Genomic DNA, 12,889 nt, shown 5'->3' with positions numbered 1-12,889 from the left:
TCTAAACCGAGTAATATTAATACTTGCAAACGAATTTGATGGTGCGAAGTTTGAGTAACTATCATTACTTCAAAGAAATATTAAGAAATTTCTCTATGCATTTATTATACATTTTTTTCATTTCTATATCCAAATATTCACAATTTCTTCACAAAAAAATACTCAAAACCCCCTGTTCAAATAGTCAGGAAAATCAGCATATAAACGTAATAAATTACTTTTTTTTAGAAAAAAAATAATTTTTTTTATCCCATTGATAGCATAGGATACAGCGATTTCTTAACTGAATATTTTTTGCATAATAAATCAATTCATGTTTAAATGTTCGTAGCAAGGGGGATAAATCTCTTGTTCAGCAAGAATAGTTATCTAATTACTATTGATGATACATAACTAACTTTTTTCCTTATCTTTTAAGAAATGTTGTTTAATTTTAAAGAAAAAGATTAAACCCCTAGTTAGTTCACCCAAACCAAAAAAAAATTTTCTGGTTTGGGTGAACTAATACGCCCGCACCATTCCCGATGAATTTATTTCTTTCAGGATTACAGGATACTCGAAAAGTGAATGTATTCCCGCAGTTCCCTCACTGATTAGAAACTCACTTTATCGTATTTTAGCTTTTATTCTAGGAAAATGTATCATGATAGCAATGATGACTGTTACTTGTTAAATTACATTTTTATAAAGGTGGATTTGATGAGAAAAGAAAAACAGAAAAAAATTACCATGGATGATTCCCCAATAACAAAATTCCATATTAAAACAGCTAGTTTAACATTTGGTGCACATTTTACTGATGGATATGTTATTGGCATTATCAGTTTTGCCTTACTATCATTAGCAGCGCAATGGAACTTAAGTGCTTTTGATTTAGGTTTATTAGGAAGCTCTGTTTTAATCGGATTATTTTTCGGAAGTTTTTTACTAGGATGGGCTTCAGATTATATTGGCCGTCAAAAAATCTTTCTATTTAGTTTTATTTTAATTACATTAGCTTCATTCTTACAATTTATAGCTCCTAATGTATGGACTTTATTCTTTTTACGGTTTGCTATCGGCTTCGGTTTAGGCGGAGATTATACGGTAGGGCAGGCAATGTTGGCTGAATTCTCTCCAAGACGTCATAGAGGAACATTGCTTGGAACATTCAATGTATTCTTTACAATTGGATATGTCGTTTCAAGTATCGTTGGAATGATTTTATTGGATGCAGATGTTTCATGGCGTTGGATGCTCGCTTCATCTGGAATCCCAGCATTGCTTGTACTCTTTTTGCGGATTGGAACACCTGAATCTCCAAAATATTTGGTTAGTAAAGGCAGAGTAGACGAAGCACAAGCAATTGTTACAAAGCATTTAGGTGAAAATGTCGTGTTAACCACAGAAAAGGAAACAAAACAATTAAGCATTGGCCATTTATTCAGCAAAAAATATATTCGCTTAACATTGTTCAATGGCTTATTCTATGCTTGTATTGTATTGCCTTACTTCTCAGTATTTACATTCTTGCCGACCATCTTGGATTATTTCGATATGAAAGAAGGCTACACTGCTGATATTCTATTAAATATTTTCCTGCTTCTTGGTGCATTTGTAGGAATGTATTTAACCGTGAAGCTATCACGAAGAAGCTTCTTAATCAGTTCCTTTATCATTTGCTTTGTTTCCCTCGCGTTACTTGGCATCATTCCACAAAGCATGAGCTTTTTATTAATTGCAGCGTTTGTTGTTTTTACACTATTCATTTCTGCAATCAACAATTTAGTTGGAATTTATCCAGCTGAAAGTTTTCCAACAGAATTACGAGCTTCAGGGGTCGGTGTTGCGACAGCATGCAGCCGCATTGGTTCAGCTCTTGGTACTTTCATGCTTCCTACTTTAATTATTAAATTTGGTTTATCTCATACTATGCTTATTTTAGCAGCTGTTCTATTACTTGGGACGATTGTCTCTATTTGTTGGGCTCCTGAAACAAAAGGGAAAGAACTTGCATAATATATTCTACAATCAGTGGGGATTGGATCCTCACTGATTTTTTTATATAAAGATTACAATGGTGAAAATCATCTCTAAAAAGTCCGGATACTTATCCCCACATTCCATGAAGTACTATGAATTTAAATTAGAATTAGAGTCTGTTCATACAGGTTAAATTTAATAATCAGTAAATTTAAAAAAATTTGAGAATCCATTGACATTTTCACTATTTAAGAATAAGATTTATTATAAAGTTGCACGCAGGAAACTTTTTAATACGAGGTAAATTTTAATAGAAAAAAGGTGACATCATGGATAACGAAAACTCCATTTCAAAAGAAAATCATTCTTCGGCACAAGCCGTTTTAGATGGAAGAATCAAAGGACTCAAAAGAATTCTGCCTTTTTTAGGTCCTGCCTTTATTGCAGCTATTGCTTATATTGATCCAGGAAATTTTGCGACAAATATAGCAGCAGGATCTAAATATGGATATTTATTATTATGGGTGATCTTTTTTTCGAATATAATGGCACTTATCATCCAATCTTTGTCAGCTAAACTTGGAATTGCTACAGGAAAAAACTTACCAGAAATAGCAAGAGAAGAATTTCCTAAACCTGTATCCTTCGGCTTATGGATTCAGGGAGAATTAGTTATTATGGCAACTGATTTAGCCGAATTTATAGGCGCGGCTCTTGGTATTTATCTACTCTTTGGTATTCCATTAATTGAAGCAAGCATTATTGCAGCTATAGGATCATTTGCCATTTTAGAATTGCAAAGAAGAGGTTTCCGGTCGTTAGAAGCAGGAATCACAGCGATGTTGTTTATTGTAGTACTTTCCTTTGTCGTCCAAATGTTTTTTGTAAAACCAGATGTAAGCTCTGTTTTACATGGCTTATTCACACCGCAATTTCAAGGTACTGACAGCATATTGCTTGCCGCTGGTATTTTAGGTGCAACCGTTATGCCACATGCCATTTACCTTCATTCAGCATTAACTCAAAAAAGAATTGTCGGCAAAACAATGAAAGAGAAAAAGTTGATTTATCGATTTGAATTTATTGATATTCTTATCGCCATGCTTATAGCTGGATTTATCAATGCATCTATGCTGATTGTATCAAGTTCATTATTTCATAAGAATGGAATTTTTGTAGAAGATTTAGAAGTTGCTTTCCACCATTTTGAACATTTGGTAAGTCCGTTATCTGCATTATTATTTGGTCTTGGATTATTGATTGCAGGTCTTTCCAGTTCTTCTGTTGGAACGATGTCAGGCGACGTGATTATGCAAGGTTTTATTCATTATCGAATTCCTCTTTATGTTAGACGGCTTATCACTATTATTCCGCCGATTATTATTATTGCATCGGGAGTGAATCCAACTAGTGCATTAGTACTTAGTCAAGTTGTTCTTTCTTTTGGAATCGGCTTTGCTTTAATTCCTTTAATTATGTTTACAAGTAACAGAAGAATTATGGGTTCCTTAACAAACTCAAAAATAATTACCATTATCTCATGGCTTATGGCTGTTCTTATTATTTTTCTGAATATATTTTTACTGATTGAATCATTTTAAGCGTTTGGTTCTCTGCTTTTTCAACATTCAAACCACGGCAAATGTCGTGGTTTTTTCATATTTTTCTTTATCGTATTATCTTTTCTTCAGCGAACGAATGCCCTACTCTCAAATCATCAGTCCATTTTAAACACTGCTACGAAAAGATCAATCATAATAATTATTACTTCATGTAAATGGAAATAAAAGTTTTTACTAGTAGTTCCGACCATTCATGGAAGGGATTTTTTTATTTACTTGGCACTCTCTCGGAATATGAATTAGTTTCGAAGTACCTTTGATTTTTATTTTTCTTTAATTCCTGATCATCTACAGATTGATATTTATTCTTTGATATACGCTCCTATGTTTTTTCAGTTCTCGGCCAGTCTTTGGAACCATTTAAATGATAAAACAATCTGATGTATCGTCCTTCAGAATAAACAACTATTCCAAGATGCTCTCTTAAAAGAACTTTATTCACAGATAGTTCTCCATCTTGTTGAAGCTGTTTATTTTCAAGAATAACTACTTGATTAATTGCATTATCGTACTTTTCTTTATTAACTCTTAATGTTTCATCTTCATTTTCACAACCGAGTAAAAAGGAGAACATAGTTAAAATGGTAATCCATCTTTTCAACATTATTCCCCCTAAAAGAATGATCGTTTTTTCATATATTTATATCTATAAAATAATTTAGATCAGATGCTACTTTTTAATCACACCACAAGAAATCCTCATCCCTGAATCCCCTGCTGGCTGTGTCATGCCATCATCAGGATTTTCAGTAATTACAATAGACGTTCCATTTTTAGTGAACAAAGAATTTTTTTTATTTTTTAATGTAACTTGAGGAGCCATGAATTCAGCATTTACGGTTCCATCATCCTCAACAATAATATTAGGCAGATCACCTGCATGCGCCCCTTTTGGATGAAGTAATCCATGCTCTTTATTATCTGGATTATAATGATTTCCTGCTGATTGGAAATCAGGTTTATCGCATTTTCCAACATCATGGATATGAATACCATGCTCACCTGGCGTTAGACCTTTTAAATTTATCGTTAACATAACGCCCGCTGCTTTTTCCGTTAAAGTAATTGTACCTAATGAATCTCCCACATCATTAAACATGTCCACATCTACTTTTCTGACTTCCGCTTGTGTACAACCAGTAAGTAGAAACATTATTGCAATAACACCGACCATTTTTTTCATTCTTTTAATTCCTCCGCAAACTTTTTTTATATTGTTTGTAGAAAGGAAATTATTATGCTTTTTTATCGTGTTTATGTATTTACAGTATTATAATAATAGAAACTAAATAAAGGGAGGTTTTTTCATGTCAGAATTAATGGCAGGTTCAACTGTTACCGCATTTTATAAAACAGGAAAATACATTGGTGAAATTATGGAGATTCGAGCACAAGGATATTTAGTAAAGGTTCTTGGCGTTTTAAAACATCCAATGCAAGGCGATTTACATCATCCTAAAGTAGTAGAGGGAGTTTTTTTTCACGAGAGAAAGGCGCTGGGATACAATGAAAAGATGAACGTTCCAAAACAGATGACAAAGGTATTTGAAGGCAGTATTCCAGCTTATAAAGATACCCTTCAACAAGCTTTAGAAAAGTTAGAAAAGGAGCTTCTTGCAGATTCTTCGGAATTCGCAAAACAAAGTTTGCATAATCTCGAAGAATTAAAAAAAGAATATGTTATCAAGTAGACGTTTTCCATTAAGTACTAATGAAGTTGTTAAAAAACGTTAACGTTTCATTTCTCCTAAAATAGTTCCTTCTATCAAAAAAAGAGGACCTTCCTCTTTTTTTGATAGAAACAGAAGTCCTCTATGCTAACTTATTAAAAAGTTTTGATACATCAATAAGATCACCAATTGTTGTTGGTTTTGGTTTTTCTAGATATTTTTTATCTTTTTCAACCAATTTAAAAATATGATAGGTAGTCAATGCATCGTCTAATGCACGATGATGTTTTCCAGTTCCTTCTCTTCCATATTCTTTTACTGCTTTCCATAATCCTGTTTGATTTTGATCTCCAAAAAAACGTTTGTATTCCATCGATAAATCAACTTCAACACAGCTAAGAGAAAATGGTATACCTGCTTTTCCATAATTATTTCTTAGTACCCTCATATCCATATTGCCCCATGTCACAATGGTGTTCTCAAAACCAATGCTAAATTCCTCTACCTTCTTTGCTAAATCGTAAAATGATATGCCATTATCTACTTGTTCTTGTGTTATATGTAAAAAGGATTTGCATCGTTCAGAAAGAATTGGAAACTGCCGAGGAATTACATAGGACGAAAATTGCTCTCTAATCGCATTATTTACAACTGCTACAATACCAACTTCAATAATTTCAGGATAAAAACCTTTAAATCTTAAACTTTTTTCAGGCATGGTGAATTCAAAGTCAATAAATAAATGCTGGTTTTTTTCCATCTTTTCACCTTCTCTCTTCCAGCAATAGTCGACGATCAGAATAACAAAAAATATTTTTATTTCAAAAAATCCTCTTTATAAATTATGAAAACAGTTAAACGATTTATGTTTAATTTTATTATAACAGAATATTCTTTAACCTTTGAAATTTTCTGTATATTTAAGATGAATATTTTTTTAGCGTCATGACATGCATTTTATCGTTAAATCTTATAAGATAAAAAAGAACTAGGAAAAAAACAAAGGAAAAAATATGAAAAATAAATTAGGATATTCGCTTACTTTCTTGATGCTTTGCTTATTTATTTTGACACTTATACAAGTTGCTGATGAGAAAAGAAAAATACTTCGTTTCGATCAATGGCTTGATAAAAATTTAGAAGTCCAATCAATGCAGCTTAATCAAACAAGTTATATAACAGACAAAGATGATGCACTGATTACTGAAATTAATACATCCGTCAAAAGAAAAAGTCTTCAGTCGGATGAAATCCCTGACTTTCTAAAGCAATTGTTTATCCTTTCAGAAGATCAGCACTTTTATGAACATATTGGCTTTGATATTCCCTCTATAGGAAGAGCTTTTTTAACGAATATAGATTCAGATGAAATCGAGCAGGGGGCAAGCACCATTACACAGCAGCTAGCCCGCAATATGTTTCAATCCTATGATAAAACGTATAATCGAAAATTACGTGAGCTGCTTTATGCCTATCAATTGGAAAGAAAACAGGCAAAAGAAGAAATTCTAACTCAATATGTCAACGCGATTTATTTTGCAAATGATATGTATGGTATTGAAAGAGCTGCCAATTATTATTTCAGCCAACAAACCAGTAAATTAACAAAGGCACAATTAGCTTTTTTAGCAAGTATACCTAATAACCCTTCCATCTATAACCCGCTAAAGCATTTCGATCAAACGAAAAAAAGACAAGAGCGGCTTATTGACTTATTAGTACAAAAAGAGAAAATTTCTACTAAAGAGGGAAAACAACTAAAAAGGGAAAAAATTAGCTTAAAATTGCAAAATAGCGTCGATTTATACCCTGACTACACTACCTATGTACAAGAAGAATTCAAACAATTAATCGCTGATAAAAAAGGATATTCAGTGAAATTAGAAAGAGCATCAAAGGAAGAAAAACAAAAACTCAATAAGCAGCTGGAAGAAGAAATAGAGCAATTATATGCAAAGGGAATTACACTTCATACATCCCTTGATCAAAAAGAACAAAAAAATGCTAAAAAGACAGTGAACAACTTGTTGCCATACAAAGATGTGGAAGGGACTGCTGTCGTAATTAATCAAAAAACACATCAAGTGATCGCTTTGGTTGGCGGAAAAAACTATAAAAAATACGATTTCAATCGAAGTTATCAAGCATTCCGTCAGCCTGGATCTGCCATAAAGCCTCTCCTTGTTTATGCACCTTATCTAGAAGAAACAAATAGCCCGCTTACAAGTAAAGTAAATGCTAATTCATACTGTAATAGAACATACTGTCCTAAAAATTACAGTGGAAAAAATTATGGAATGGTTACAATAAAAAACGCATTTATTCATTCCTATAACACACCCGCTGTAAGAATATTGAAACAAACTGGTGTAAATACGGCATTTTCCTATCTAACACCATTTGGTTTTCAAAAAATAACGACGAATGATTATCGTTTACCTGCGGCAGTTGGCGGTTTAACGTATGGAATCACACCATTAGAATTAACAAATGCTTATACGACTTTTGGCAATAATGGAATGTTTGAAAAAGCACGAGCAATTGTTTCAGTCACTGACGCAGAAGAAAAGCAATTATATAAATGGGATAATAAGCATGAAGTTGTTTGGAGCAGACAAACCAATGATAAAATGCGCCAATTGCTTCAACAAACCGTTTCTTCTGGAACAGCAAAAAAAGCCTATTTCCCCTCTCCATACCTTGGCGGAAAAACAGGCACAACGAATGATTATAAAGATTATTGGATTATTGGTTTATCTGAAACAAAAACCGTAGGCGTATGGATAGGTAAAGATCAGCCAAGCAATTTGAATTCTATTGAATCACAAGCACCTCATTTGCAAATTTGGAAAAAAATCATATCAAATTAAAAGAATCAGGTGAGCCATTCCAGCCACCTGATTCTAAAAAACTCAGCTCTGCTATTAAACAGGCAGGCTTGCCAACATTCCATTATAAAGTTTGATGCAAAGGTAAATAAAACTAATTAATATACAGCCCAAGTTGATACTTGAAAAAGAATAAAAAACACGATTCCCGAAATACTTAAACTTGTACTAGCAGTATTTACAAAATACACAAAATAAATAAGCGTTGTCAAAATAAAGATAATAACAAGCACTAAATAACTGTAAATACCAAATAAAGAAAGAATACTGCCAATAAAATAAATAAAGCTACCCTTCCTTGCTTTTGTAAGACTTTCTCCGGTTGAATCATTTGAAAAGAATAATAAAGATAGTTGATTTAATGTATCCGTTATGAGCTTTAATGCAGCTAATATCATAAAGAAGATACTGCATAGAACAATTAATAACGCTAACTTAATCCCTGTTTCTGTAAAAAACTCCAATAAACCATTATACATACCAACATATTTAAAAAGGGATAAAAGCGAAAATTCTACTCGTGTGGCAAATGCAATACTAAAAAATATAATAGAAAAAATCGGAAAATAACTGGTTAAATACGTATTTTTCATTAATACTGCTCCTGAATAATCATTTCTCGTAGATGATTCCTTCATTTTAAGGAAAAACATCTAATCTGTAAACACCAAGAAGCTATTAGAAATGCTTCCTTTTTTGCTTTGTTTTGCAGATTCAAGTTCAAATGTACACCAATATGCCCCTCTTTCCCCATACTATGGCATAAATGAATTCGGCTCATTTGGCTATACTAAAAAAGTCCTCAAGTGGACTAATACAAATAACAGGAGTGAAGCTAAATGGAGCATATTCGTGAAGGATTAATTCCTACCGTGTTAGGTACTGCCGTTACAACAGCTGGTCTTGTTATGAAACAAAATCGAAAAATCGACTCAATGATTTCAAACACTGTATTCGGTTTTGGTCTTGCACATATTGTGTTAGGAACAATTGACTTAGTGGAACATCGTCAAAGATTTTAGTACAAACTTTGGCGGAAGAAACTAATAGTCGTTAACAAAATCGAACATTCCCCTAATCCTTTCCATAAAATACACTACATTTTATGGAAAGGATTTTTTTAGCGTATTACTTAAAGAATATTCAAATCATTTTCTTTTATCGTTCTTATTATATCCGCCTTCGAATAAGATAATTAACAGTATGTACTCGTAAACGAAAGGATTGGCTTTATATGTTTCCACGTTTTTATCCTTACATGCGGCAGCATTCTCTTATCTACCACCCATTTCTTCATTATCCACTTCTATTCCGCAAACTGCCGACAGTAAATCCAAACCAATTTATTCAATCAGCTCAAGATTCATTAACCCTTTTAAAAGATGCCGAAACCATTCTGACAAAAATTGCACAATCAAAAGAATTCTCTACTCAATTAATGAGCGCTGCACAAGCATCCCAAAATCAAACCGTTAATCAGCTTATCCACTCATTAGGAACAAAAAACATACCCAAAATATCCTATAACCCAGATGGAATTACTTTTAATTTTGATCACAAAAACCAAGCCCCACACTGCTGTTATCTCTCCTTCCAGTTAAGATGGATAGAGAATTAACAGCACAAATTGCATATGTATCAGTTTTTTCTGTAAAACAACAACACATGAAATGAAACAGATTTCTTAAACTTTATAACCAGAGAGCAGCCGGAATACACGAAGACTTCTGTGGAACAGGCGAGACCCTCAGGAGTTTACTCCGAGGAGACTCGCCGCCCGTCCCGCGGAAAGCGAAGTGTATTCCGGCTGCAGACTTATCGAGAAAGACAAACCCCTTTTTCAGGGTAGCCTTTACAAATAAAGTTTATTAATAATAAGGATACGGTCCATAAGGCCCTGGTCCATATGGTCCCGGCCCATATGGTCCTGGCCCGTACGGTACTGGTCCATAATAATATGGTCTTGGTCTTAATAATGCAGAACCAACTACCCCTCCTAATAAACCTCCAACAAAAGGACCAGCAAACCAAATTCTCGAATCTTGTGGCTGTCTATATCCATACATCATTGGCGATTACCTCCACTCTTCTATTTATTCCCTACTCTATTACATATGCATATGCCCGTATATTGGACTGGGCAAAAGTCACTATCATGTACAAATTTTCGATTTTGACACAACACTCGTAGATTTAGGCAAAGGCAAATTCCTTAATTTAATCACCCTTCCTATATAGCTTGTTTATACTATAAAGAAAACAGAGAACGAACAGGAGGGAAGGGAATTACAGATATGAATGACTTTTGTAAGCTAACAAACAAAACTGCCATCATTACTGGCGGGGGACGCGGACTAGGACAACAGATGGCCATCGCATTAGGAGAAGCTGGTGCAAACATTGTTATTTGCTCCAGAAATTTAGACAATTGTAAAGAAACTGCTGACTTATTAAAAGAAAAAGGCATACCAGCAATAGCATTATCTTGTGACATATCTAAACAAACGGACATTGATTTTGTTATTCAAGAAACATTAGCTAAATTTGGACAAATCGATATTTTAATAAATAACAGCGGCACCTCATGGATAGCACCTGTACTTGACTACCCGGAAGACAAATGGGATAAAGTGATGAATATAAATGTTAAAGGCACATTTTTATTCTCACAAGCAGTTGCCAAAAAAATGGCGATGCAGCAAAGCGGTAAAATAATTAATATCTCATCCGTTACAGGCTATTATGGAACACATCCTCTTTATTTAAATGCCATTGCCTATAATACAAGCAAAGGTGCCATCATCACATTAACAAAAGAATTGGCAGTAAAACTTGCTGAACACAATATTCAAGTGAATGCAATTGCTCCGGGATTTTTCCCAACTAAAATTACTACAGCACTAGAAAAATTTCAAAAACCGATTCTTGCCAAAATTCCTGCTAATAGATTTGGGACATCCGATGATTTAAAAGGAATTACACTCTTTCTAGCCGGACATGCTTCTGATTATGTTACAGGACAGACTATTGCTGTAGATGGTGGTTTATCGTCTATGCTATAGCTCTATCTAAAGCTTGTTCAAAAAGTCCGATAAAGAAAATGAAAATTACTATTAACACATAGAGAGGAAATCAAAAATGGCACAAATTACATTAGATGTTTATGATATTCTAAAAAAAGGTGGAGACTTACTGCAATACCGCATCAATAATATAATAAAAAATCAATTAAACACAACCAGTATGATTTTTTTGGCAAATAACCGCAGTAAAGCACTAACAAAAAAAATCGAACAGGTTCAGGGATATGTCGAAAGAACTGCCTCTATTATTAATCTTCCTACTAAAACAGATTTATCTAATGCTACCCAGCTTATTCTTCAATCAGAGGAAAAAATCGATCGTTTAGATGACCAGCTTTATGAATTAACGGTTATGCTGCAAGAAGTTCAACAACAACTAGAAACAATATCCTCAATAGAAAACAGCGATTTAACCAATGCAAATCTGACAACTGAACTTATAAAGCAAAAAGAAGGGATTACTGCCATTCAACAGGATGTGCTGGATGTAAAAGAAAAAATCTCTGAACAAAAACAATACTTCCAAAATAATCAGTCTGATAAGGTGCAGTAAATGAAGCGATCAGATCAAACTCATATTTCCTTACAGCCAATAACATCAACGAATTATCCTATTGGCTCCTCTTCTAGATATGCTGTCTGGAAAAAAAATAAAGCAACCCTATGGTATTATCCAGCACAAATAAAACGTTATAAAGAACCTGTTTTTCTTATTTATTCTTTAGTAAATAAACCGTCTATTTTAGATTTAGGTCCTTCCTTCAGTTTAATTGAAGCACTTTCTAATGCAGGATATGATGCTTATTTAATTGATTTCGGCATTCCGGGGTTTGAAGATCGTTCCATTACAATCGATAATTATATAACAAAATATATTCAAAAAGGATATCAACGCGCCCTTAGACACGCTAAAGTAGACGAAATGACTATCATCGGATTTTGTTTAGGCGGAACATTAGCAGCCATTTACGCAGCACTTGCACAAGAAAGGATAAAAAATTTAATCTTAGCCGTTACTCCTATTGATTTTTCCGCCTTTCCAGATTATGATAAATGGCTTGATGCATTGCGAAATGATGGGATTAATATCAATGAATTAATTGATAGAATAGGAATTGTTCCACCTCTTTCCATTAAGTACGGAACAAAAATGCTTGTTGCCCCGATTGCTTTTAGTCATTATTTATCTTTATTAAAACATCCAACTGATACAAGATATCGGAACAAATGGACACGTATGAATGAATGGACAAATGATCATATTCCTTTATCAGGTGAAGCATTTAAAAAAATAATGAATGACTTTGTCCGTGATAATAAATTACTAACCGGTGAACTAACCATTAATGATGAGCTTATTAAGCTTACTAATATTACCTCCAACTTACTTGTATTTTCTACAAAAAATGATCCATTAGTTCCAAGTAGCTTATGTGACCCGATCATAAATCTTGTATCAAGTAAAGATAAAACATATGCCATACTTGAAGCAGGTCATATTTCCTTAGTTACTAAAGGCATTTTACCTGAAGTAATGGATCATTGGCTCCATAATCATTCCACTATTTTATAAGCAGATTAACGACAAGTTCAATTAAGTCTTCACGAGATTCGTACTTGTATACCGGAGCTAACTACCCTACTCATCTATCACAAAAAAAACC

14 protein-coding genes are annotated in these 12,889 nt (G+C 33.5%); 9 read left to right on the top strand and 5 right to left on the bottom strand.

Annotation, left to right across the window (positions count from 1 at the left end; genetic code table 11):
- Nucleotides 1-699: 699 nt before the first annotated feature.
- Nucleotides 700-1,998 (top strand): MFS transporter, encoded by a 1,299-nt coding sequence (locus AC5LWL_RS06650; RefSeq protein WP_493433592.1) that lies wholly within the window; start codon nt 700-702, stop codon nt 1,996-1,998.
- Between the two features lie 293 nt (nt 1,999-2,291).
- A complete protein-coding gene (locus AC5LWL_RS06645; RefSeq protein WP_493433591.1) occupies nt 2,292-3,563 on the top strand; it encodes an Nramp family divalent metal transporter in 1,272 nt (423 codons plus the stop codon).
- A gap of 343 nt (nt 3,564-3,906) precedes the next feature.
- On the opposite strand, the gene AC5LWL_RS06640 is transcribed toward AC5LWL_RS06645, so the two are convergent.
- Entirely contained in the window at nt 3,907-4,188 is a 282-nt protein-coding gene (locus tag AC5LWL_RS06640; RefSeq protein WP_493433590.1) for a hypothetical protein, read from the bottom strand.
- Between the two features lie 66 nt (nt 4,189-4,254).
- On the bottom strand, nt 4,255-4,767 hold the full coding sequence (locus AC5LWL_RS06635) for a superoxide dismutase family protein (protein WP_493433589.1): 513 nt from the start codon (nt 4,765-4,767) through the stop codon (nt 4,255-4,257).
- A gap of 124 nt (nt 4,768-4,891) precedes the next feature.
- Between AC5LWL_RS06635 and kapB the strand changes: the two genes are divergently transcribed.
- Nucleotides 4,892-5,275 (top strand): kinase-associated lipoprotein KapB, encoded by a 384-nt coding sequence (kapB, locus tag AC5LWL_RS06630; RefSeq protein WP_493433588.1) that lies wholly within the window; start codon nt 4,892-4,894, stop codon nt 5,273-5,275.
- Between the two features lie 121 nt (nt 5,276-5,396).
- Here the strand turns inward: kapB and kapD are convergent, their stop codons facing one another.
- Nucleotides 5,397-6,014: a 3'-5' exonuclease KapD gene (gene kapD / locus AC5LWL_RS06625; protein WP_493433587.1), complete on the bottom strand. Its 618-nt coding sequence runs from the start codon at nt 6,012-6,014 to the stop codon at nt 5,397-5,399.
- 253 nt (nt 6,015-6,267) lie between these two features.
- Between kapD and AC5LWL_RS06620 the strand changes: the two genes are divergently transcribed.
- Nucleotides 6,268-8,124, top strand: a complete 1,857-nt coding sequence (locus AC5LWL_RS06620) for a transglycosylase domain-containing protein (protein ID WP_493433586.1) — start codon at nt 6,268-6,270, stop codon at nt 8,122-8,124.
- Between the two features lie 116 nt (nt 8,125-8,240).
- Here the strand turns inward: AC5LWL_RS06620 and AC5LWL_RS06615 are convergent, their stop codons facing one another.
- Nucleotides 8,241-8,735: a DUF5366 family protein gene (locus tag AC5LWL_RS06615; RefSeq protein WP_493433585.1), complete on the bottom strand. Its 495-nt coding sequence runs from the start codon at nt 8,733-8,735 to the stop codon at nt 8,241-8,243.
- A gap of 246 nt (nt 8,736-8,981) precedes the next feature.
- Between AC5LWL_RS06615 and AC5LWL_RS06610 the strand changes: the two genes are divergently transcribed.
- Complete coding sequence (locus AC5LWL_RS06610) at nt 8,982-9,164, top strand: asparagine synthase (protein ID WP_493433584.1); 183 nt, start codon at nt 8,982-8,984, stop codon at nt 9,162-9,164.
- A gap of 212 nt (nt 9,165-9,376) precedes the next feature.
- Nucleotides 9,377-9,760, top strand: coding sequence for a YuzC family spore coat inner layer protein (locus tag AC5LWL_RS06605; RefSeq protein ID WP_493433583.1), 384 nt, complete (start codon nt 9,377-9,379; stop codon nt 9,758-9,760).
- A gap of 250 nt (nt 9,761-10,010) precedes the next feature.
- On the opposite strand, the gene AC5LWL_RS06600 is transcribed toward AC5LWL_RS06605, so the two are convergent.
- Nucleotides 10,011-10,211: a hypothetical protein gene (locus tag AC5LWL_RS06600; RefSeq protein WP_493433582.1), complete on the bottom strand. Its 201-nt coding sequence runs from the start codon at nt 10,209-10,211 to the stop codon at nt 10,011-10,013.
- A gap of 225 nt (nt 10,212-10,436) precedes the next feature.
- On the opposite strand from AC5LWL_RS06600, the gene AC5LWL_RS06595 reads away from it, so the two are divergent.
- The 3 genes from AC5LWL_RS06595 (at nt 10,437) to AC5LWL_RS06585 (ending at nt 12,798) form a co-directional block, all read left to right on the top strand.
- Nucleotides 10,437-11,204 (top strand): SDR family oxidoreductase, encoded by a 768-nt coding sequence (locus AC5LWL_RS06595; protein ID WP_493433581.1) that lies wholly within the window; start codon nt 10,437-10,439, stop codon nt 11,202-11,204.
- A 76-nt stretch (nt 11,205-11,280) separates the two neighbouring features.
- Nucleotides 11,281-11,778, top strand: a complete 498-nt coding sequence (locus AC5LWL_RS06590) for a hypothetical protein (RefSeq protein ID WP_493433580.1) — start codon at nt 11,281-11,283, stop codon at nt 11,776-11,778.
- The gene (locus AC5LWL_RS06585) at nt 11,779-12,798 is read left to right on the top strand and encodes an alpha/beta fold hydrolase (protein ID WP_493433579.1); all 1,020 of its coding nucleotides are present in this window, start codon (nt 11,779-11,781) and stop codon (nt 12,796-12,798) included.
- Nucleotides 12,799-12,889: the final 91 nt, after the last annotated feature.

This window comes from Niallia sp. WK069_GA_01, from assembly GCF_983173855.1.
Note: the sequence above shows the minus strand (reverse complement) of the source record. Positions and strands in the feature narration are given on the sequence as shown.